A 22,447-nucleotide genomic window follows, 5' to 3' on the forward strand; every position below is an offset into this window, starting at 1 on the left:
GCTATCTTGGTTTAATGGTGTTGGAAAAATACACGTTAGTTGTAGCTGAAAAACCAGATGCTGCCCGACGAATAGCAGCGGCGCTGGATACCGCTGGAAAGCCTAAAGAAAACAGGGAAAACGGCACCCCATTTTTTAGTGCCTACAGAAGCAGCAACATCATTGTTGTTCCAGCCTTAGGACACCTCTACACAGTTACGAGCACAAAAAAAGAAAAACAAACCTTCCCAATTTTTGATTATCAGTGGGTTCCGCTTTACCAAGCAGACCGCAAAGCCTCAAAAACCAAAACATGGCTCAAAGTCATCTCAAAACTTGCAGAAAACGCCAAGGACTTTGTGGACGCCTGCGACTTTGACATTGAAGGAAGCATCATCGGCTACTGTATACTCAAATATGCATGCCAAGGCAAAGAGAAAACCGCTAAACGCATGAAATATTCCACCCTAACAAACGAAGAACTAGTTGAATCATACACAAATCTACTGCCCAGATTAGATTTTGCTCAAATAGAAGCGGGATTAGCTAGGCATGAAGCAGACTGGCTTTATGGCATTAACCTGTCTAGAGCATTAACGGGCGCAGTTAAAAGATGCAGTGGACAATACGCAACTTTGAGCACGGGAAGAGTGCAGGGTCCAACCCTGAATTTTCTTAAAGACAAAGAGGACAGCATCCAAGCTTTTGTAGCCACACCATACTGGACACTAACTGCAAAAATCCTCATAGACGAATTTACGTTTGATTTTGATTACCTAAAAAACCCTATTCAAACCAAAGAAGAAGCCAAAACCACATTAGATTCATGTAAAACAAAAGAGGGCAAAATCGAAAAAGTAGCAGTAAACGAGTTTTTACAAAAACCGCCAGTTCCTTTTGATTTAGGCACACTGCAAAGTGAAGCCTATAGTCATCTTCGCTACAGCCCCATGACTACCTCAAAAATTGCGCAGAAACTCTACGTTAACGCCCTGATTTCGTACCCCCGAACAAGCAGCCAAAAACTCCCAGCAAACATCAACTACAAAAACATCCTTAAAAAACTAGCAAAAACCAACACCTACAAAACCCAAGCCAACAAACTCCTCGCCAAACCCAGCCTAAAACCACACGAAGGCAACAAAACTGACCCCGCGCACCCCGCGATTTACCCCACAGGAAACCTGCCCGAAAAAGCGCTAAACACACAAGAACGCAACATTTTTGATTTGATTGTGAAGCGGTTTTTGTCGGTTTTTGCAGATGCTGCTGTGAAACAGAGCATTCAAGTTGAAGTCAGTATCAGCGGGAACATGTTTGGTTTAAGATTAACCCGTACACTCAGCGAGGGCTGGATTGAGTATTATAAGCCGTATGTGAAAGCAGAAAACGTGTTTTTGCCACCACTGGTTGAGGGACAAATCGTCAAGGTTAAAAAAGTCACTATGAAAGAAAACTACACCAAACCCCCTGCCAGATACAACCCAAAAAGCTTGCTCAAAAAGATGGAGCAGGAAGAGTTAGGCACAAAAGCTACCCGTGCAGCCACCATACAGACGCTTTATGACCGAAAGTATGTGCAGGGCTCCGATAGTATGACAATCACAGATTTAGGCTCAGAAGTGATTGAGGTTTTGAGAAAATACTGCCCCAACGTAATCTCGCCACAGCTAACCCGAAGCATAGAAGAAAAAATGGATAAAATCCAAAAAGGCGAAAACAACAAAGAAAGCGTGCTTTCTGCAGCGCTTGAAATCCTCAAGCCAGTTACAAAAGAGCTGAAAGAAAACGAGGTAGCTATTGGTACACAGCTAAATCAGGCTTTAAAAAAGGCATATTTGAACCAGAAAATTTTAGGAACCTGCCCCCGATGCAAAACTGGAAAGCTAGTTATTCTGAACTCCAAAAAAACGGGAAAACGCTTTGTGGGATGCACGAACTATTTTGAAGGCAAATGCGGCGCGGCTTTTCCATTGCCACAAACAGGCATAATAAAACCGTTGAGCACACCGTGTAAAAACTGTGGTTATCCAGTTGTTCAGGTTCTGCTAAAACCCAAGCATCCTTGGCGGCTATGCATTAATACGCAGTGTCCAGCTAAAACTGGGTAGAAGGCTTTCAAGCAACAATAACCTGTGCTGTGTGCAGAAAAATTCATAAACTTGATAAGGAACCAGTATGTAGAAATTGCAGGGAAGAGAACCACACTATGTCCAAAAAAGTTAAGAAAGGTACTTCTGACGCGTCCTACTCAGTAGGCAACCTGTATGAAAAACTGTCATCTTTTAAGCCATCAACAGTAGCAATTGTTTTAGGCGGCATAATTGTTGCAATACTGCTGATAGGCGGCACAATATTCTCATTAACTTCCAACAGTGCAGGAACAATTGGGTACTACAATAGCAAGTTCATTTGGTTCTATCCTGACCTATCAGGTCAATACATTTCAGAAAACATAATCTCAGCGTTTATGTACGCAATAGGCTTCACTGGTTTATTTGCAGTTTATCAAAGCACAAAAAACGCATACAAACCACGTCAGGCATACATGTTGCTGATGGTAGGCATAACGCTTATGTTCTTATCATACATAGTTCTGGAATACGGACTATACGTGAAAATTAACCATATCTACAACTAAGAAAAACCTCTTTCCTTTTTGTTTGATACCAAAATTATTCATTACAAAATTTTAGTTAGCCACTCAGCATTGTTTGAGTCGATAGCAAAACTTGTAACCCATTTTGATGACGTAAACATTTGCAGCGGCACAGAAAAATTATCACTAACTAAACTTTGACTGGCTTGGCTACTAAAATATAGTCACCAAGGGTGACGTTTTAGTTTCAGCTTGTAAGCACCGAAATTGGTTAACAGATGAATCGGCGGAGTAATAAGCAGCACAATCAAAGCAACCTGCCAGTTAACCCAGTACCCCCCATCCATAAAGAACAAGTAAGGCAACGAAAACACAATTGCACCCACCACAAAATCAATCTGATCCACCACAGGAAGCAAACCGCCCGGAGCAATATCTAATCGTCGTTTAATGAATGCGCCAGTTAAATCACCTAGTAGCGCCCCAAGAGGAGTCAAAATTGCCAAGACAATGGGAAAACCAAAAACGACCCAATCTACCAAGCCAACACCCACACCTACAGCCCAACCAAAGAAGAAGCCACGGAAAGTTTTATTGTTGCCAAAAATTCTTTTGCCGTCAATGAAGTTTTTGCCAAAATCCATTTTTTGTCCACCGCCTGCAAGCACGGGCACTGCGTTTGCGCAATATGCTGGAAAGATGAATTGTAATGCGGTGATGATTAGTAGGGCAATTTCCATGAATTTTCAACCATGTTTACTGGTTTGATGCATCACTTATTCCGTTTTCACCTATTTGTATATAACAGGTGGATTGAACGGGTTTTAATGATTTTTCAATTACCGCCTTGATTAAGCGGGTGTTTTCAGTTGGTTTTAGGTCAATTATTGTGTCAGCCCAAAACTTCAACACTCGATTAGCCACAGGTGCAATACTAACAGTTTCCCCAGCAAACACATTGCGGACTTGACTGGTTATGATTACAGGGATTTTTCGGACCTTAACTGATTGCGCCAAAATCGCCAGTTGACGGTTTAATTCACGATTTATGCTAAAAGTTTTCTTGTCATACTCAGCTACTTTAGCGCCATAAAGCGAAGTAAAAGTGTCAATAACTATTAACCCAAAATTTTTCTCTGTGTAATCACTTATGTGGTCAACCACGGCGGTTTGCTCCTTAAAATCCAGCGGCTTCACCAAAAGAATCAAAGGCGCTATCTCTTCAAACTTGTCCCCTGAGATTTGCATAAGTCTCTGAGCAGCAAAAGTGTTATCACAGTCAACGTAGAGAACCTTACGGTTCTGCAACGCACAGTAGAAAGCAACCTGCATTGCTAAAGTGGACTTACCAGTTTCGGGTTCACCATAAATCAGCGTTATGCTTTGAGGTGAAATACCCCCTTCTAAGGTGTTGTCAACACATTTTATGCCAGTTTGGAGTTTCTCAGACACGAGTATGCACTTTAGATATTTTATTGTGCAAAAATAATAATGTGATTTACGCTTAAACTTATCCTATAAGGAACTCCTATGAGAGCAAAAGTTGCAGTTGCCACAGTTCAGGGAAAAGCATATTTTCTGATAGTTAATGCGTTAAAAGAACAAAACATCCCCTTTTTCAGCTTAATCCCGGGGCAAGCCCTACCAGCCCAAGTTAAAGCAGTAATCACAACCCAAACCGAACAAGACAAGGTAAATTTTGAAAAAATCCTAATTTTCGGATGTACAGAAGAAGAACTGCCAAGACTACTTACTGAGGCAAACCGTATTTTACAAGGAAAAGACTCGTATGAAAAAATCGTGGTCGGCATTGATCCAGGTGAAGTTATCGGGTTTGCTGTTGTTGCTGACGGAAAGGTTATTTATAGAGAAAACTGTTTTAGCGTACAAGATGCAGTGTATAAGGCAAGAGAAGTCTTAAACACGAATTTGGGGGTCAAGGGGGTTCTCATAAAAATAGGCAACGGTGTTCCCGTATACAAAAAAGTAGTTGAAGCTCTAGATGAATCTCTGCCCCAAAACGTAAAATTAGAAATTGTTGATGAAGCAGGAACCAACCTGCCCTTAAACCACAATATACGCAGCAGACGGTTAAGGCACATTGCCTCAGCCATCAGAATAGCAAGCAGAAATGGAAAGGTCTACTCAAGGGGCACGAAATGTGATTAAAAATTTCGAACAAGGAAAAACCCTGTTAATAGATGGGCCTGCATGCGTTAATGTCACCAGTGGAGTTGTGGAAGTTTTTGGTTACCATATAAAAAACCGTCAAGCTCTAGTTAGAGAAGGCAAGCGGTTACCCTTTTATTTGCTTGATAAAGCAGAACTGACTATTTCGTTGGGCACAAACGCTGGCGTACAAGAAGTCCCAGGAAACACCATTCCGTCTTCATGGAGTGAGACCGCCCAGATGCTGCTAAACATGGAAAAAAAACCTACGATTATTCTTGTTGTAGGCAAGATTGATTCTGGAAAAAGCAGCCTGTGCACTTACTTGGTAAACCAGTTAGTAGTGTCGAAACGTTGTGTCGCAGTGTTGGATGGAGACATAGGACAGTCAGATATTGGCCCACCTGGAACATTAGGGTATGCTTTAACAGCTAAACCTACAACGGAACTATACGCGCTTAAACCTGAAGGCGCATTTTTTGTAGGAGTAACCTCTCCAATAAAAGCAGTTAATGAAACATTAAACGGATACCGTAAACTACAAGAAGAAATTTTAAAGAAAAATCCAGAGTTCATAGTTATAAACACGGACGGCTGGGTTTGCGGTGAAGAAGCCATAAAGTACAAGCTTAGTCTAATCGAGCAAATTAATCCTGACTTGATTGTAGGCGTAAAAATCGAAAGTGAACTTGAGTCTCTATTCTCAAAAATCAACGACAAACCAATAAAAATCATTGAAACACCAATCAACGTTAAAGAACGCAACCCAGAAAAACGCAAAAAACTACGCGAAAAAAGCTACAGCAAATACCTCAAAAACGACAAAGTCCGTCTCCTCTACATGAACCAGTACAAAATAGAAAACGGCATCACACTATCAAAAAAAGAAGCACACAAAGGCTTGCTTTTAGGCTTCAAAAGTAAACTGGGCAAATTTTTAGGCATCGGCATTTTAATGGAGATAAACAAGCGCAAAAAAGCACTCAAAGTGTTCACACCCGTGGAAACAGTCATCGGCACAATCACCGTTGGCAAAGTCCACTTTGATAAACAACTTGAATGCTAAAGACTATTTTTTAGCAAAAAACCCACCGATTTCGCTGCCTAAAACTCCATCAACATCATGCAGAACCTTCATGCTACTGGTTACCCATGAAGGCAGAAAACGTTGACAGTAATATTGAGAGAAACGTGAATCTAAAAAGATTATAGCGCCCTTATCGTCTAATGTGCGCACAGGTCTTCCTGCAGCTTGAGAGGACTTTTTCATGGCAGGTAACAAATAACCGTATTCTCTACCATACCCAGAGAAACATTTTTCGTAATAATCAATCTGCGCTTTAACCCGCGGGGTCGGTTCAGCATAAGGCACACCCACAACAACAACCGAGTGCATCTGGTTTCCAGGAAAATCCACACCTTCCGAAGTCCTGCCACCCTGCACGCCAAGATACACGGCGCCACCTCGGTCACCCAACGCCTTAAAATCTGACACAATCTTCTCGTTAGCCTTAGACGGCATGCCCCTGCGCTCATAAAACAGAGGTTTGGAAACCGCAGCCTCTAAGCCCTCAGCCAAAAGCTGCTTTAACACCTCATAAGAAGCCGCAAAAATTCCTGTGTTAGTAGGTGTATTCTCCACAACTTCTTTTATGCGTTTAACCATGGTTTTGTACATGTAGGGTGTACGCTTCTCCATGGAGGTTGTGACACCGAGGCAGACGGCAGAGAAAATGTGCTCTTTAGGAAAAGGGGATGGCGCTATGAATTGGGCTGAGTTTTTGGGCATTTTGGTAATTTTCAAGTATGCCTCCAAAGGCTGCAGGGTTCCTGACATGACTACGTTAGCGTATGTTGAGCTGAAAACGGGCTCGGTGATTTTTGAGGGGTCAAGCGCTACGATTTCGAGTTTAGCGGTTTTGTTGTTTTCCTTGTTGTAGTAGCGGCTTGCAACGTTAATGAATGATGAGTCACCCACTGTTTCCAGCCACCGCAACAGAAACTCGCCCATTGAGTGAATGTAACTACGGGGGTTTTTGCCTTCTGCAAGCAAGATTTTCTTAATAGAGCTGCCTGCTTCGTGCATGTGTTCAAAGAAGTCGCGGGGGTTAGAGACGTTTCCCTGTTTTTGGATTATGTCAATTATGCTGTCGGGTGAGATAACTTCTTCACGGCTAATATGTGCGGTTAATTTCTCAACTTCTTCACGGAAAAAAGCGGCAAACGCTTCAATGTCTTTGTTTCCGAAACGTTGCGCTTCCATTTCAGCCTGCTTGAGCACAAAAAGTGAAAGGGTACTGCTGGAAATGTCAATGGCGGTTTCGGGTAGGTTGTGGGCTTCGTCCACAACAAGGATGATTTTGCCCAGTTCCGTTTCCAGATTCTTCAAAAAAGCGTTGCGAATTACAGGGTCAAAAACATACAGGTAACTAAGCGCGATTACTTGGGCATCAGACAGCGAGGATTTGACGAGTTCGTAGGGGCAAACTTCTTTTTTCTTGCAAATCTTCAAAATCTCTGAAGCCATATAGGGACGCATGCAAACCTGCTGCTGAAGCTGCAAATAATCATAGGTTCGCTCATCCACATTTACATAGTAAGGACAGCGCCCCTTTGCTTTTAGCAGTTCACAGACCTCCATTAAGGATTTTGAGTCAAAAGCGCCCTTTGCAGCAAACACATTGAGGCACATTTCGCCTCTTCCTCGAATTGAGATGCCAGTGACTTTTTGCTTTCGGTAAATTGATCTTAACTCATCAATAACGCGGTCATGCTGACTGTGAGTTCGGGCTACGTAGAGGATTTTTAGGTTCTTTTCTTGGGCTATGGGTAAGCATGCGGAAAGTGCTGAGATGGTTTTTCCCAGTCCATTGCTGCCTTCGATGAGGACGGATTGACGGTTTTTCACTGCAGTATGGATTGTGTTTATGAATTGGTCTTGGTGAATGCGTACGCTACTGTAAGGAAAATAATCAGAAACTTTCGCAGGCAGATTCAACATGGCGCATCTCCCGTGCTTTTGGATGGGCAGTAAGCGTTAACGGTGCATTCTACGCAGCGTTGGTTGTGGGCTTTGCAGTATTTTCTGCCCAAAGCAATCAAGAGCAAATGTACAGCCAAAAAATTTTTAGGCTCAAACTGTTTCTGCAAGCTCAGCCGAACATTTTCATAATCCCCGTCTTTAGGCGTTAACCCAAGCCGTTTGGACACTCTATTAACATGGGTATCCACGGGAATAGTGGGCTGGTTAGCGGAGAAAAGCAACACGACATCGGCGGTTTTTGGTCCAACACCAGGCATTTCCATAAGCGTCCTTCTTGCCTCGTTAAGCGGCAACGACAAGACAGGTTTGAGGTTACCGCGATATTTTTCTTGGATAATTTTTGAGACAGCCTGGATTGTTTGGGCTTTGTTTTTGTATAATCCGCCAACGCGTATGCACTGTTCTATCTCGGCAAGAGAAGCCTCAGACAGAACCTTGGGGGTTATTTCGAAGTGCTGGGAGAGATTTTTGAAGGCGCGTTCAGTGTTGATGTCAGCGGTGTTTTGAGAAATAATCGTGACAACCAGCATCTGGAAAGGGTCTTCTCCGACTTTTACGAGTCTGGGCAAGCCTAGTGTATCTTTTAATGTGTTTAGGATTGATGCTGCGCATGTCTGTGTCAACTTGTGCCCTCATTTTACCGTTAGAATATTGGCAGAGTAAGGTTTGTTTGGCTATAAATACCATCTTAACAGGAAAATGAAAAAACATGAAAAAATAGAAACCAGTTTACGTTGTTGCTCTGCGTGAGTTAAAATAGCTGAACACAAACAGCCCCGCGAGAACACACTGAAGCGCCAATGTTGGTAGAGTAGACTGCACCGTTCTTAACCCTGAACATGCAGCTAAAGCATTGTTCAGCGCTAACCCGAAAACTACGGGAAACGCAGTCAACAAAAGTATGCCCCTGCGCTCTATCGGTTTTCTGTCCGCCCATATCAGTAGCGCTGTCCAACCCCACATTAAAACGCTGGCAGTAAACAAGGCAAAGTTCAAGACGCCACTTGAAGCTGCTGTTAATCCGTTAAAGTTTACCCAAAAGTCTGGCAGGAGCATTTGAACCGCGACTACACCGTCGATGACTGCACCAACCCAGAAGCTTAACCGCAGAATCAGAATCTGGCGGCTTCTATTCATGGTTCCACCTGTTGGAGCTGAACCCTCCAACTAAGGCTTCCCTAACGGTTGCTGTTAGGTTGTCTTTGAGGTCTTGAAAACAGCTGCTTAAACGCTTTGCATCTTCCCGCGACATGCCCTCACCTATGAGTTGCTTCTCAAACGCCCGACGTGTCTGCCGAACCCGTAAGCCCAACGTGAGGTATACCCACAGCAAGCTCAGAATCAGCAGAGAAATATGCGGCGTCAACTTAACCATAGACTTCATCATGGTAACTGCGCTCATGCTTTACCGCTCCAAAATGAGGAGAGAGGGGATGATTACTCCTCTGCCTCTTGGTTTTTCTCTCGGACTTTCTGGTGGATGCGTTGTTTTATGTGTTCGCCAAACTCGTCGTCATGTCCGTGTCCAAAGCCGCTCTTACCCATATTCCGTAGCATATCACCTAGACTGGTGAAGGTTCGCATGTACTCTTCGGTGAGTTTCACCGCGACCGTTTCAGGCAGTCCACCATTCTTGAGTTCACTGTAGTAGGCTGCGGCTGCTTTGCCCATGTTTCGTCCCGCTTCCTCGCTGAAAACTGAGGAGAGGATGCTTTTTATCATGGAGGGGATTTCGGTTGAGACGACACCGAGGATTTCTTTTATGGTTTGTGCATCCATTTCTTTGTCCATTTTTCCATTGTTTGCCATTTTCTAATTCACCTCTATTACCATTATGGGATGGTCACTTTAGTTAGGTGTTCTGAGCAGAAGTGACCAGTTACTGGTCAGCATCAGAGGTTAAGTCATAAGTTGGAGGGCTCCCGTCGTCTTTGGTTACGATGCTTTGGCTAAGCAATCTTTGAATTCGTTCCCTTATAATGCGCCTGCTTGCTTTCCCCCTCATCGCAGTGACCTGGCGGGTTATCGCTGAAATATTAAGAGGCCCTCTTACAGCTAAAGCTTGAATTATGTACCTTGCGATTTCGTCTTGGGCAATTTGTTTTTGTTCTAGAAATTTTTGGGCTTTCCTGAGTCGAGTGGCAATTTTGAGGGGTTCACCGTACATGCCTATGCCTGCCCTTGTCAGTTTCAACGCAGCAGCTATGCCGTCGTATTCTGGTTTTTCAACAATTAAGGCTTCAAGCATGTCGAGGCGATGCAGGATTTTGTCTAGTTTTTTGCTTAGTTGCTCTGCGTTATCGGGGGTTTCTGCGTCGCTCAAAGGGTTCCCTGCTTGGTTAGGGGTTGATTTGTTTTGGTATTTAAGTTTGAACTTCATAAAATATGATACACAAAAACAGCAGACACTCGGGGAAACTTCCAGATTGGGCTTATGGGTTTTTGTTTAGTCCAGCCTGAAAATATTCTAAATATTTGCTCACATGGTATGCATCCACTAACCCATGATTTGCACTGATTGAAACAGGCATCAGTTTTCTGCCATTCTGCTCAAAAAATTTACCAAACGCCACCTTAGGAATACTCTGACCACGGTTAATGTTTCTTTCATGAACAAACCCTGTAAAGCTAAACCATGGCAACGTAGTGTAATGTATCACGTCGACACGAGCGTTTTCAGCCGCGTTGAGTCCCGAAATTTTCTGGATTTTGCTGATTTCCGCTTTGGCACATTTTACAAAATCATCGAAGTCACCGTTGTACTCAAAGAGGGCAAACCCAAATGTAGAATCTGCTCTGGCAACTGTTGTGCTTGCGTGTATTCGGTCAAACACCCAGACTTCGCCATCGATGATTCGGTAGCGGAAATTCTCCACCATGTTCATAGCCTTAATCGACTCATACATGTAGTAAAGAAAGAAAGAGGCTCCAAGTTTTTTGCTGTTAGCAAAAGCAGCGGTGCAGTCAACATTTACAACCACGCCAAAGTATGGGTCATCACAACTGCCAAAATACTTGTAATGGTCTCTTCTTGACCAGTTTTCGATATCCAGTTTAGTTTTCATAAAGCTCATTTGTCAATTTCGGCTGTGGGCTTAAAAATTTTTAGGTATAATTTTTTGTGTGGAGCCTTCGGCGGGATTTGGACCCGCGACCATTACCTTACCAAGGTAACGCCCCACCGGGCTAGGCTACGAAGGCGCAAATACACTGTGCTCATGAATCAACGCGTCTTCTCAATAAAATGCTTACGGTTTAACAAACACAAAAAGTAGCGCCGAACCATTTTTTGCTGTGGAAAACTTCATATTAACTAACTGATACACTGAATAATTCACCTGCAAAAATGGGTGTGCAGGGGTCTCCAAGCCAGGTCAACGGAGTAGGGCTTAGGACCCTATCGCGCAGGCGTTCGTGGGTTCGAATCCCACCCCCTGCACCAAAAATAATCTGGGCGCATTGTAGCTTCCTGTACTTGAATGGGTAAATAGCTGATTTGGGCAATAGCGTTTTAATAATAATATTAATGATTTAGTTTGAAAAAAGTTGCCGACTTATTACTACTGCAAAAAATGTGGCAAACCCCACACGCACCAAGAATACAGCCAGAGCTTATTCTGCAAAGAATGCGGCACATTTCTAACACGAGGCAGCAAACCAAAAAATTTCAGACCACCTCCAATCAATAATTCATCACAGACTAAACCAGTAAACATCCCAAAGACAGAAACCAGCCCCCAAGAAGTTCAACCCCAACAAACCCCTATTGCGCACACTCAAGAAATTCCTGCACAAGACGCATGTTATGGGGAACTGGATGAATCCCTTCCAGAAAACATAAGCGCCTATTTGCAAAGTAAGAATATTAAATTTTATTCTCATCAGGCAGAAGCCATAAACAAAGCACGGCAAGGCAAAAACGTAATTATTAATACCCATACGGCGTCAGGAAAAACTTTGGCGTTTAATATTCCCGTTTTTGATGCCCTCATAAACGATAAAAAAGCAACAGCACTCTACATTTATCCCTCAAAAGCTCTAACAAATGATCAGCTCAAAGTTTTACAGGAAATCGAGAAAGACACGGGCATCAAAGCAGATTCTAACGTTTATGATGGTGACACACCAAAAGAGCAGCGCGCGTTTATACGGGAAAATTCCAGGATAATTTTGACTAACCCTTATGGTTTGCATCTGTACCTTCCTTGGCATAAGCTCTGGCGAGGTTTTTTTCAAAACTTAAAGTACATCATACTTGATGAAGCGCATGTTTACCGAGGCGTTTTTGGCTCAAACGTGGCCATGCTTCTACGAAGACTGCTAAGAATCTGCAATTTTTACCATGCAGACCCTCAAATCATACTCTCATCAGCAACCATAGCTAACCCGCAGGAACACGCAAAGAAACTAACTGGAAAAGATTTCGAAATAATATCAAACGATGGCTCCCCAAGGGGTAAAAAATCGTTCATATTTTGGAATCCACCTTTCATTAATCCAGCAAAAACAATTCGCCGATCTACTCATCAAGAAACCAAAGACCTTCTAACCGTAAGCGTCATGAAGAATCTGCAGACCCTCTGCTTTACAACCTCACGACAAATGGCTGAGCTTATAACAAGATGGACTAAAGAAGACCTAAAACGAAGAAAGCCTAAGCTATACGGTTCAGTAACTGCCTACAGGGCAGGCTACCTTCCTCAAGAACGACGTGACATAGAGAATCGTCTAAAAACCAAGGACTTAATCGGTTTGGTTTCAACAAACGCGTTAGAGCTTGGCATCGACATAGGTTCTTTGGACGCAGTGATAATTTCGGGCTATCCAGGGACAGTCATATCTACGTGGCAGCAAGCTGGACGTGCAGGCAGAAACAAAAACGATTCAACCGTAACCTTGGTTGCTTTCCAAAACCCTCTTGACCAATATTTCATGAAGCACCCACAAGACTTCTTTGATAGACCCCATGAACAAGCAATCATTAACCTGCACAATCTGAAAATTACTTCAGGTCATATTATGTGTGCAGCTGACGAGTTGCCGCTTACCGATTCTGACCAAAAATATTTTCCAGAGATCTTCAAAGAAAGCGGTCGAGCCCTTGTGCAAAAAAACCTTCTGAAAAAAACTGCGCAGGGTTGGACTTACTCTGGGCTGGAAAGGGCAACTAAAGTTGTTAATCTTGAAAGTATTAGCGGAAAAACAGTGAATGTACTTTGCAATGGGCATATTCTTGAAACACTTCCCTTAAACAAGGCTTATGAAGAAACCCATGCAGGAGCAATCCTTCTACATCAAGGCGAAACCTACCGCTCAGAAGAACTAAATCTCCACAATTTCACTGCAACGGTTCGGAAAGAGAATACCAACTATTATACTGAAACACAAAAAAGCGTCGAAGTAGCAATCAAGAAAACATTGGAAGAAACGCAAACAAACCTCAAAACCTCTTTGGGCGAATTAATAATCACTGAAAATTGTCATTCATACGTAATTAAATCCAATGATGTAATCATCAAAAAACATACGCTTGATTTGCCCTCTTCGTCTTTCTCAACGGTTGGTATGTGGTTTATTGTTCCTGAACAGATTAGAGAAGAAGTTGAGGATAAAGGCTTGAATTTCGAGGGTGGATTGCATGCTCTTGAACATGCCATTATTGCGATGGCGCCAATGTTTGCAATGTGTGACCGTTGGGACATAGGCGGAATGTCAACAGCCGAGCATACAGACACAGGAAAACCAACAATCTTCATTTACGATGGTTTTGAGGGAGGAATCGGTATTTCAGAAAACCTTTATTCAAACATAAAACCGCTATTAGAAAAAACGTTAAAGTTGATTGAAACCTGCGAATGCAAAGAAGGCTGTCCATCCTGCATATACTCGCCTAAATGCGGAAACGGAAACGAGCCATTAGATAAAAAGGCAGCAAACATCATCTTGCAACGTTTAATTAAATAACTTAAGAACCCTTTCAAAAACGTGTTTAACTTATCACGTAGGCGTTAGTGGGTTCGAATCCCACCTCCTGCACCAAACGAACCTCAGATGATGAATACCACAGTTTAGATTAGTTAGACGGGAATTATTACTGGTCTACCCGCATAGTTTGCTACCGCAACAGGCAAGTCATATACTGCTTCGATGTTTTGAGGAGTTATTACTTCATGAGTACCAGCAACAAATATTGTTCCGTCTTTTATCATCAGGAATTTATCAGAGTACCGCAAAGCAAGATTAATGTCGTGCATAGTCATGATTGCAGTTAAATCATTTTGTTTCACAACGTTGACAAGAGCAGACATTATCCTGTGCTGGTTGCACAAGTCAAGACTACTGGTAGGCTCATCTAAGAGCAAAACTTTAGGTTCCTGCACTAAAGCACGAGCAATTTGGACCTTCTGAAGTTCACCACCGCTAATTTCATCGATGTACTTTAAAGAAAACTTGTTTAAATCAAGCTTGTCTATTATGTCTTTTACGAGTTGAAGGTCCCTTTTTGAAACATCCCATGTAATGTGGGGTTTTCGCCCCAGCAAAACAGAGTCAAAAACGGTAATCTGACAAACTTCAGCTCGTTGAGCCACATACCCGACCCGCTTAGCCACCTCAACGCGCCTCATTTTACGGATTTCCTCACCATCCACCATAATAGTGCCATTGCGCGATTTCAGAAGGCCATTAATACATTTGAGCAGGGTAGTTTTGCCTACACCGTTGGGTCCTAAAATGGTTAAAAGCTCATTTGCGCCGACTTCCATTTGAATATTATCTAGCACTACTTTTCCGTTTTTATAGGAAAATTCAAGGTCTTTGATTTCTAGCTTCATTTCTTATACCCCCTGATAAGTATGGCCAGAAACAGTGGTCCACCTAGAAAAGAGGTGATAACACCCACAGGAAGAATTAGCGGAGAAATTAAAGTTCGACCTAGAGTGTCAGAAAGCACTAATATGAGGGCACCTGCTAAAGCGGAGGCGGGAATTACGAAGCGGTGGTCAGAGCCAATCACGCGTCGAACCATGTGTGGTGCTAATAGGCCTACAAAACCGATAACGCCCATTAGAGAAACGATTAATGCAGCGACAAGGGAAGCAAGAACCATTCCTACAGTTATGTGCCGGTCAACATTTACACCTAGACTGCTTGCGGTGTCTATACCTGCATTGATAGAATTGTAGGTCCAGCGGTTATAAATGAAGTAGCCAAGCACAGGTAAAGACACTACAGTGATTAGGGTAAGATTATCCCAGGTTATTCGGCTTAAATCGCCAAATGTCCAATAAACCATAGAAGCAAGTTGCACATCATTTGCGAAATACTGCAGGGCAGTACGAGCTGCCATAAAGATTGAGCCCATAACCACACCTGATAAAACTATAGCTTCAGGTGAAACCTTAGTTAGTCTAGTTAGGACAAGTACAACACCGGTGGAGACTAAAGAGAACAGAAACGCACAGATAGTCACAGTATAGGGGTTACTTATTACTACAGCATCTCTGGAACTGCTAAACATTGCTCCGGCACCTAAGAACATAATTGCAAATGCTGCTCCGAAAGCAGCAGCTTGGCTAAGCCCAAGCGTATACGGTTCACTTAAAGGATTCTTAAGTAAACACTGCATAACTGTACCAGCAACTGCTAGCATTGCACCCGCAATTACACCCACTAATACACGGGGTAACCGAATACTCCAAGCTATGCCACTTTGGTTGGCTATTTGGCTAATCACTTCAGAAATGCTAAGATTTGATGAACCAATAGATACAGCCACCAAGAAAATAACAACTAAGGCAATAGCACAAGCAACTATGAACATAACCTTTTTTCCAATATATTTGTTGTAGTCAGGCATGTCACTACTTGCTTTTTGTGCAATCTTGCTATTCACCATTTTACTGGTCACTCCTGTCTGTGGAAGGTTTGTGTACAAAAATTATTTCAGACATCTTGTCCACGGGTTTACAGTCTATAATTTCTAAGCCAGCTACTTTTAGATGAGAAACATATTCGTCTTTACGCATGATTTTGTCAGATGAGTGAGGTTTTCTGCCAAGCTTTGTTCCTTTATAGTGGATTATGTTCCAATCCAGCGTTTGCATTGCGTCTCCTTTAGGGTTATCTTTGTGTCTGCGTACAATCAAGTCACCGTCAGGATTTAGAGCATCGACAAATTGTGGAATAAACTTGGGGTCATTACAAGTTTGGTTAAATGATGAAAAAATTGCATCATAACCTTGCCCAATGCTATCCACATTAAAGTCTCCCGAAATCACGTGAACTTTTTGCGCTTTGTAAGCATTAATATACTCACGGGTTAGAGGAGTTACAATGGGTTGGTCGAAAACAAAAGCGTCAAGCTGAGGGTTTAGGGCAGCAAAAGCAATAGAATAAAGACCATGCCCACCGCCAACATCAAGCAGACGAGTCCAACGATTGATATTCAAAGTTTTTGTTACAACATCCATAACGCTACAAACAGAACCTGCTTCAGACCATTCAGCGATTCGCAAAATGCGACCATCACTAAACATGTTTTTCTCTTTGACAATTGGACCATATTTAAGCAGAGTTGGTAATTGGCTCCAGATTTGAGCATTTATTTTCATATCTTTGAGCGTGTTTTGCATGTACCGTGAAGACGAATGGTTCAAGTAAACACGTGTTAATGAAGAGTTAACATATTTGTCATCTTTTTTACTTAGAAGCCCAATGTCAGATAGGGCATCACAAAACATTTGAGTCATTATCTCATGATAGCCGAATTGTGTGGCTATTTCTTGATATGTTTTAGGTGCAACTGTATACTCAAATATTCCATTTTCCCAAGCAGTCATTATCACATAATAACGCTGTAAGCCTTTTAGTGGCTCACCCACGGTAGAAGTAAATATTTTGGATTGGGGAGAGGGATAACTTAAGAGGTTGTTTATGTTTTTCATCTTTACTACTCCATCGTTAAGGGTATTTTTTTAAAAAAGGAAAGAGGGGAAATTTTTTTGTTCCAAAGGTTTACGCATTTTATTTACACCTAAGGAAGTAGGTTCACAGGACCAAATGCACCAAGAGTTGCTGCTACGTCATCGTATAGTGACATTCCTAATAGGAAGTTGTAGATTTCGTTGGCTTTTTCAACAGGGTCTATGTCTGCAAACTGGTCAGGGTACAAGATTGTGCCCACGTAGTATGCATCAGTTAGGGTTACATCGATTTGTGACCCATAAGAACCATAGGGCATTACTCCGTAAACACGATTGTTTTGTATTGCGACCATATTGCTGTATACATCAGGGTGGTTAGCTACGTCGTCCTTGCAGAGGACAAAACCAGCATAGTCAATGAACATAACGTCAGGATTGAGTCCAGGAATAATTTCAGCGTCTATACTTACGGTATTGGTGACACCTTGAACCATTTCATCAGTAACTACATTTTTGGCGTTTGTCAAAGTAAATGGTGCATAATATGCACTAGTTGAGATTAGTCCGTGTGTACCACGATATGAAAGTCCGCCGACATATACAGAGAGTTTTTCGGTGTCAGATATGCTAGATGTTCGGCTATCGAGGTCAGAAACTATGCCTTCGATGTAGTTGATGATTTCAGTTGCTCTATCTTCTTTATCTAGTATTTGACCCATGAGGTTTAACGCGTCATAAAATAGGTCAATTTCTTCAGGTGAGTCAATGCCAGGCGCGACAATGCCGATAACAGGTACACCTAATTGTGTTTGTAAGTTGTCAAGATTTGCGGTATCAACGTCTGCTTTGAATACAATGTCTGGGTTTTGGGCTCCAATAAGTTCAGGATCTCCACCGTGACCCGGACCGACCAATGGCAAAGTAGCGTATTCGGGGTGTGCTATTGAGTAGGGTCTCGTACTGGGGTCTGTTTCAACTTCTTCGACTGCACAGATTAAGTCGCTGGCACCAAGATAAGTGAGTAAACGTAAGGTACCGGTATTAACTGCGACAACACGGTTTATGCTAGTGGGTACAGTTACTGTACGACCAGCCATGTCGGTAATCTCTTGAGTTGTTGATACAGGTTCAGATGCTGGTGCATTATAAAGGCTGGCAAAAGAAACAGTTGCAATCAAAGCAATAGCGACTACAGCTAAAACAACATATAGTTTTTTCATCAAAATGTGCCTCCAATGCGAAGTATAGGTTGGTCATATTGGCAATTAACGTCGGTTTTATTTTTTGGATTCATAGAAGTATCTATGAATTTGGGATTCCTATGTTGTACACTCATTTTTTAACGTCCCTAATTGGTTGGATTATCCAGCCTATACCATTAGGGCTAATAAACCTTAAGTGAACATAATTTAATCCACGGTTGAACAACTAAAGACCAAAAATAGCACAACTCACATAAAAACAGCCACTCAAAGCACAAAGGAGACAATTTGAGCGATAAGACACCGCAAATAGGCCTTAATGGAAGCTGTAGCTGACGAAGAGGCAGCACGACAAAGTTAATTAATTAGTTAATCTAATCATTAGAAAGTGAAACTAATTTGACTGTAACCAACCAAGAATGCGCCAAAGAAATCCTCGAAACTGTACCGCTAATCATGAAAGACATCCGCAGCCAAATGCGCAGCCGACGAACAAATGACCTCACAGTACCCCAATTTCGCACACTAAACTTTGTAAACCGAAATGCAGGAGCATCACTCACCCAAGTCGCAGAACACATCGGAATCACTCTGCCATCCATGTCTAAACTTGCAGATGACCTTCTCCACAAAGGCTTACTCAAACGCGAAGAACACCCCACAGACCGTAGAAGAATAAAACTACAGACCACACCCCTTGGAGTAAAAATCACAGAAACCGCAAGAGAAGGAACAATGAAGTATCTATCGCAAAAACTTGAGGGTGTAAACAGTGAAGACTGCAAAGCCATCCTTGAAGCTATGGAAAAGTTACGGTCAGTTTTCAGAACAAATCAATAAACGTGACATATATAATGCCTATTTTAACCACAACAAACCTTTCGCGCAGATTCGGAGATTTTAAAGCCGTAGACAGCCTAAACATCTCAGTTGAAGAAGGTGAAATCTTTGGTTTACTGGGTCCCAACGGAGCAGGCAAAACGACCAGTATAAAAATGATAATTACACTGCTACCTCCCACATCAGGGTCAGCAACGATCGGTGGCTACGAAATAACTCGCAACGCCTCACAAGTCAGACGCCTAATCGGATACGTTCCTCAAATCCTCTCAGCAGATGGTTCTCTCACCGCCCGTGAAAACCTCACAGTATTTGCTAAACTGTACGACATACCTAGGAGCAGCCGCAACAAACTCATTGATGAATCCCTTGAATTCATGGGACTCACTGAAGCTGCAAACAAGTTGGTGAAAAACTATTCGGGAGGCATGATTCGACGTTTAGAAATTGCGCAATCAATGCTACACAGACCTAAAGTACTCTTTTTAGATGAACCCACAATCGGATTAGACCCTGTTGGACGCAAAGTGGTCTGGGACCACATAGAAAAACTTCGGAAAGATTATGGCACAACAATTTTCATTACTACTCACTATATGGAAGAAGCAGACAGTCTTTGCAGTCGCATAGGCATAATGAATCAGGGTAAACTGGCTATCATAGGAACCCCCAAAGAGCTAAAAGCCCAACTAAAAACACCTAACGCCACCCTCGAAGAAGTTTTTACATACTATACTAACGGAACATTTGACAGCAATGAAAATTTCCGTGAAACATCCCTAACCCGACGCACAGCGCGGAGGCTTTCATAAATGACAATAGAACTGCTCACTGAAAACCCTGTTGCTCGATTCTTCAAAAAAACAATCAGCATAGTGGAAATGGATGTAAAAAAACTCCGTCATGACCCTATGGAACTGCTAACCCGTGCCATTCAGCCAGCATTATGGTTGCTTGTTTTTGGTGCGGTCTTCAGCCAACTTCGTGCCATACCAACAGGAGAATTATCCTACATAGCGTTTATGGCACCAGGCATTTTAGCACAAAGTATCCTGTTCATAGCCATCTTCTACGGTATAACAATCATCTGGGAGAGGGACTTGGGCGTTATCCATAAATTCCTCGTCAGCCCTACACCCCGCACGGCTCTAGTACTGGGAAAAGCATTATCAGCTGGTGTGCGCGCACTCTCCCAAGTAGCTATAGTATATGTGCTCGTGCTGTTGGTCGGCGTAGGCATCATGTGGAACCCCATAAACCTTGCCTTAGTCTCTCTGGTTGCAGTATTATCAGCAGGATTATTCTCAGGACTATCGCTTATCATTGCTTCGCTAGTTAAAACACGTGAAAGATTCATGGGTATAGGTCAAGTACTAACTATGCCCATGTTTTTCACGAGCAACGCCATCTACCCGTTATCGATGATGCCTGAATGGCTACAAGTCATCGCAAAACTGAACCCCCTCACATACACCGTGGATGCTTTGAGGGGGCTTATGGTTGTTGGTGGAACCAGCATGTTTGGTGTAGGCTGGGACATTTTAGTCTTGTTTTTAGTAATGACGGTTTTAGTGCTAATTGGCGCTAAACTCTATCCCAGAGTAGTGTTATAAAAAACCATTCCTGACTCTTTTTTGAACAGCAGGAAAAACACTGTTCTTTTTTAAGTCAATTATAGTTAGTTCGAAGCCCAGTTCCTGCACCAAGAAATAGGTTAGGCGAAGCCTGTTTTTTCATCAAGCCAAACCATCCATTTAGGCTTGTTAAATCCGTTACGTTTGCCAACCCAGTAGCCCCAAACCGCACCAAGCATGGGCGCAACCACCAGCATAAAAACAAAATATTCACCTGTCCAAAAGAAACTGAGCAGATGTCTAGCAAACGTAGCCAGAACTATCCCCGCCACAAAGAAGGCGAAAGCAAACCCTAACCATGCCCCACCCAAGGGGTAAGCGGTTCGCATGCGTTTTTTCATCCTGTCAGAACCCAGCGGGGGCGGATTTATCATCATTTTGTACCCAAAATAGGACAGGGGCAAGCCAACAGCACAGTTAACGGATGCTTGAATAAGCCGTGTATAGTCAATGGAACCCAATAGATAGAGCACAATAAAACTTGCAAAGAGCACACTTTGCCCTATAGCCAGTAGCGACCAGAAAAATTTTTGGTTTTTGCGTTTGCTGACGGCGTTAGCTTCGGCGAAATTGTGCAGAACTGAAGAGGCAACTTTGCCTTTCTCGGTGAGGATGTATTGTCCTGCACGGTTTTTCGTGATGAGGTCGCCTAAAATTTTTAGGTGATAGTTGAGCAGACCGGTACTGCCGGTTTCGGATGCTTCTAGAAGTTCTGTGTAGCTGGCGCTGCCTTTTGTGTTTAGTATTTGGATTATGGTTTGGCGGTTTTCGTCTTTGAGTATCTTGTAGAGCGAGGATAGGTCAGAGTCCATAAAGGTAACTTGGTGGTTATTGGATTTAGGGTTTTTTGACTATATAATTAGTCAAACCCCATTTTCCGGCAAGACCTGAAAGTTTGAAAAATTTCAGGAAGGTTCTATTAATAAGAAGCTGCAAATCAATAGCGATAGCTCATGACGATAAAGAAAGTCTGCATTTTCGGCAGCTACAAAGACTTAAGCCAAAAAACAAAAGAAGAAACAGTTCGGTTAGGCAAAATGCTCGCTGAGAGGGGCGTCACCGTGATTTCTGGCGGGTTTGGTGGTGCAATGGAAGATATTTCTCGTGGAGCCAAATCAGCAGGCGGCAAAACCATTGGTGTCACCTGTTATCCGTGGGGAAAAGATGGACGCAGCGCTAATGAGTTTGTTGATGAGGAAGTTATTGCAGCCAGCTTTTCGGAACGCATCAATATTATGCTTAAAGAGGCGGATGCTTTTGTGGTGTTTCCTGGTGGAACTGGAACTTTGCTGGAGTTGTCAGCTGCACTTGAAAGCGTCAATAAGGGGTTGATGGAGCCTAAAGCGATAATTATTATGGGTGATTTCTGGTCGCCAGTTATTTCTTGTTTAAAAAATGAGCCAGTGTTTAATAAAAAAATGAAACAAGCAGGAATGTCGTGTTGTGCTGAACTGGTAACTTTTGTTAGCACTGCCGAGGAATGTGTTGAGAAACTCAAATGAGTAAACGGCTTTGTTTGGGTTTATGCTAATAAGAATTTGAATACGCCCACAGCAACACCAAGATAGGCTGTTGCCACCAAACACGTCGCCACCATCAGTGATGGGTAGAGTCTGCTGGGTTTCATGCCGACCAGCCTGCCAACTATTGCGAGTTGCATAGGTGAGAGAAAGCAGACGCCCATGACTATGCCGACGCAGCCGTATTTGTCGATGAGTTTTCTTCCTCTTGCGAGTCTTCGTTCAATCCAGTCTTTGAGTCCCCTTTTCCAGTTCAGTACGCGGTCCACTACTGAGACGGCTATCACTATGGTTATGAGGTTAATCAGTATGGCTGCTGAGAAAACCATGATTGGTTCATATCCAATTCCGACACCGTATAAAATGCCCATACCGCTTTCAAAGATTAAAGATAACAGTATGAAGAAGAGTAACTCGTACACTTATACATCCGTCAGCTTAGGGATTGCTTTTGAGACAATATTAATTTTTTGGGACAGAGAAGACATTTCGGTTTAAAGCATACAGAGCAAAAAGGATAGATGCTTCAGTAAGGCT

Annotated in this window: 24 protein-coding genes and 2 tRNA genes; 10 read left to right on the plus strand and 16 right to left on the minus strand. The window is 42.7% G+C overall.

What is annotated here, in order from left to right:
- Positions 1-14 precede the first annotated feature (14 nt).
- Entirely contained in the window at positions 15-2,090 is a 2,076-nt protein-coding gene (gene topA, locus NWF01_01325) for a DNA topoisomerase I (protein MCW4023662.1), read from the plus strand.
- Positions 2,091-2,188: 98 nt separating this feature from the next.
- Positions 2,189-2,620 carry a hypothetical protein gene (locus tag NWF01_01330; GenBank protein MCW4023663.1) on the plus strand — a complete coding sequence of 144 codons (432 nt, stop codon included), beginning with the start codon at positions 2,189-2,191 and terminating at the stop codon, positions 2,618-2,620.
- A gap of 182 nt (positions 2,621-2,802) precedes the next feature.
- On the opposite strand, the gene NWF01_01335 is transcribed toward NWF01_01330, so the two are convergent.
- Together NWF01_01335 and NWF01_01340 are read right to left on the minus strand one after the other, a co-directional pair.
- The gene (locus NWF01_01335; GenBank protein ID MCW4023664.1) at positions 2,803-3,318 is read right to left on the minus strand and encodes a CDP-2,3-bis-(O-geranylgeranyl)-sn-glycerol synthase; all 516 of its coding nucleotides are present in this window, start codon (positions 3,316-3,318) and stop codon (positions 2,803-2,805) included.
- A gap of 16 nt (positions 3,319-3,334) precedes the next feature.
- On the minus strand, positions 3,335-4,030 hold the full coding sequence (locus tag NWF01_01340) for an AAA family ATPase (protein MCW4023665.1): 696 nt from the start codon (positions 4,028-4,030) through the stop codon (positions 3,335-3,337).
- A gap of 78 nt (positions 4,031-4,108) precedes the next feature.
- On the opposite strand from NWF01_01340, the gene NWF01_01345 reads away from it, so the two are divergent.
- Both NWF01_01345 and NWF01_01350 read left to right on the plus strand, forming a co-directional pair.
- Positions 4,109-4,747: a hypothetical protein gene (locus NWF01_01345; GenBank protein MCW4023666.1), complete on the plus strand. Its 639-nt coding sequence runs from the start codon at positions 4,109-4,111 to the stop codon at positions 4,745-4,747.
- Positions 4,740-5,813 carry a Clp1/GlmU family protein gene (locus NWF01_01350; GenBank protein MCW4023667.1) on the plus strand — a complete coding sequence of 358 codons (1,074 nt, stop codon included), beginning with the start codon at positions 4,740-4,742 and terminating at the stop codon, positions 5,811-5,813. The genes NWF01_01345 and NWF01_01350 overlap by 8 nt, the downstream gene beginning before the upstream one ends.
- A gap of 3 nt (positions 5,814-5,816) precedes the next feature.
- Here NWF01_01350 and NWF01_01355 read toward each other — a convergent pair whose 3' ends face one another.
- From NWF01_01355 to NWF01_01390, 8 genes are all read right to left on the minus strand, one after another.
- Positions 5,817-7,748 (minus strand): DEAD/DEAH box helicase family protein, encoded by a 1,932-nt coding sequence (locus NWF01_01355; GenBank protein ID MCW4023668.1) that lies wholly within the window; start codon positions 7,746-7,748, stop codon positions 5,817-5,819.
- A complete protein-coding gene (locus NWF01_01360) occupies positions 7,742-8,413 on the minus strand; it encodes an endonuclease III (GenBank protein MCW4023669.1) in 672 nt (223 codons plus the stop codon). The genes NWF01_01355 and NWF01_01360 overlap by 7 nt, the downstream gene beginning before the upstream one ends.
- A 106-nt stretch (positions 8,414-8,519) precedes the next feature.
- Complete coding sequence (locus NWF01_01365) at positions 8,520-8,927, minus strand: hypothetical protein (protein MCW4023670.1); 408 nt, start codon at positions 8,925-8,927, stop codon at positions 8,520-8,522.
- Positions 8,920-9,192, minus strand: a complete 273-nt coding sequence (locus tag NWF01_01370) for a hypothetical protein (protein MCW4023671.1) — start codon at positions 9,190-9,192, stop codon at positions 8,920-8,922. The genes NWF01_01365 and NWF01_01370 overlap by 8 nt, the downstream gene beginning before the upstream one ends.
- Positions 9,193-9,227: 35 nt before the next feature.
- Positions 9,228-9,599, minus strand: coding sequence for a hypothetical protein (locus NWF01_01375; GenBank protein ID MCW4023672.1), 372 nt, complete (start codon positions 9,597-9,599; stop codon positions 9,228-9,230).
- A 70-nt stretch (positions 9,600-9,669) separates the two neighbouring features.
- On the minus strand, positions 9,670-10,113 hold the full coding sequence (locus NWF01_01380; GenBank protein ID MCW4023673.1) for a hypothetical protein: 444 nt from the start codon (positions 10,111-10,113) through the stop codon (positions 9,670-9,672).
- Between the two features lie 109 nt (positions 10,114-10,222).
- A complete protein-coding gene (locus NWF01_01385) occupies positions 10,223-10,855 on the minus strand; it encodes a chloramphenicol acetyltransferase (GenBank protein MCW4023674.1) in 633 nt (210 codons plus the stop codon).
- A 59-nt stretch (positions 10,856-10,914) separates the two neighbouring features.
- Positions 10,915-10,991, minus strand: a tRNA-Thr gene (locus NWF01_01390).
- 153 nt (positions 10,992-11,144) lie between these two features.
- Between NWF01_01390 and NWF01_01395 the strand changes: the two genes are divergently transcribed.
- Positions 11,145-11,232 (plus strand) — tRNA-Leu (locus NWF01_01395).
- Positions 11,233-11,336: 104 nt separating this feature from the next.
- The gene (locus tag NWF01_01400) at positions 11,337-13,754 is read left to right on the plus strand and encodes a DEAD/DEAH box helicase (protein ID MCW4023675.1); all 2,418 of its coding nucleotides are present in this window, start codon (positions 11,337-11,339) and stop codon (positions 13,752-13,754) included.
- 113 nt (positions 13,755-13,867) lie between these two features.
- Here the strand turns inward: NWF01_01400 and NWF01_01405 are convergent, their stop codons facing one another.
- The 4 genes from NWF01_01405 to NWF01_01420 form a co-directional block, all read right to left on the minus strand.
- Complete coding sequence (locus tag NWF01_01405; GenBank protein ID MCW4023676.1) at positions 13,868-14,623, minus strand: ABC transporter ATP-binding protein; 756 nt, start codon at positions 14,621-14,623, stop codon at positions 13,868-13,870.
- Positions 14,620-15,687, minus strand: coding sequence for an iron ABC transporter permease (locus NWF01_01410; protein MCW4023677.1), 1,068 nt, complete (start codon positions 15,685-15,687; stop codon positions 14,620-14,622). The genes NWF01_01405 and NWF01_01410 overlap by 4 nt, the downstream gene beginning before the upstream one ends.
- A 1-nt stretch (position 15,688) precedes the next feature.
- Positions 15,689-16,735 (minus strand): acetylserotonin O-methyltransferase, encoded by a 1,047-nt coding sequence (locus NWF01_01415; GenBank protein MCW4023678.1) that lies wholly within the window; start codon positions 16,733-16,735, stop codon positions 15,689-15,691.
- An 89-nt stretch (positions 16,736-16,824) separates the two neighbouring features.
- The gene (locus tag NWF01_01420) at positions 16,825-17,934 is read right to left on the minus strand and encodes an iron ABC transporter substrate-binding protein (protein ID MCW4023679.1); all 1,110 of its coding nucleotides are present in this window, start codon (positions 17,932-17,934) and stop codon (positions 16,825-16,827) included.
- A 381-nt stretch (positions 17,935-18,315) separates the two neighbouring features.
- On the opposite strand from NWF01_01420, the gene NWF01_01425 reads away from it, so the two are divergent.
- The 3 genes from NWF01_01425 to NWF01_01435 are packed head-to-tail and all read left to right on the plus strand — an operon-like array spanning position 18,316 to position 20,369.
- Positions 18,316-18,756, plus strand: a complete 441-nt coding sequence (locus NWF01_01425) for a MarR family transcriptional regulator (protein ID MCW4023680.1) — start codon at positions 18,316-18,318, stop codon at positions 18,754-18,756.
- A gap of 14 nt (positions 18,757-18,770) precedes the next feature.
- A complete protein-coding gene (locus tag NWF01_01430) occupies positions 18,771-19,568 on the plus strand; it encodes an ATP-binding cassette domain-containing protein (GenBank protein ID MCW4023681.1) in 798 nt (265 codons plus the stop codon).
- Positions 19,569-20,369 carry an ABC transporter permease gene (locus NWF01_01435; protein MCW4023682.1) on the plus strand — a complete coding sequence of 267 codons (801 nt, stop codon included), beginning with the start codon at positions 19,569-19,571 and terminating at the stop codon, positions 20,367-20,369.
- Positions 20,370-20,470: 101 nt separating this feature from the next.
- On the opposite strand, the gene NWF01_01440 is transcribed toward NWF01_01435, so the two are convergent.
- Entirely contained in the window at positions 20,471-21,202 is a 732-nt protein-coding gene (locus NWF01_01440; protein MCW4023683.1) for an ArsR family transcriptional regulator, read from the minus strand.
- A 141-nt stretch (positions 21,203-21,343) separates the two neighbouring features.
- Between NWF01_01440 and NWF01_01445 the strand changes: the two genes are divergently transcribed.
- Positions 21,344-21,892 carry an LOG family protein gene (locus tag NWF01_01445; GenBank protein ID MCW4023684.1) on the plus strand — a complete coding sequence of 183 codons (549 nt, stop codon included), beginning with the start codon at positions 21,344-21,346 and terminating at the stop codon, positions 21,890-21,892.
- A gap of 20 nt (positions 21,893-21,912) precedes the next feature.
- Here NWF01_01445 and NWF01_01450 read toward each other — a convergent pair whose 3' ends face one another.
- Positions 21,913-22,332, minus strand: coding sequence for a small multi-drug export protein (locus NWF01_01450; protein MCW4023685.1), 420 nt, complete (start codon positions 22,330-22,332; stop codon positions 21,913-21,915).
- Positions 22,333-22,447: the final 115 nt, after the last annotated feature.

This window comes from Candidatus Bathyarchaeota archaeon, assembly GCA_026014585.1.
GTDB lineage: Archaea > Thermoproteota > Bathyarchaeia > Bathyarchaeales > Bathycorpusculaceae > Bathycorpusculum.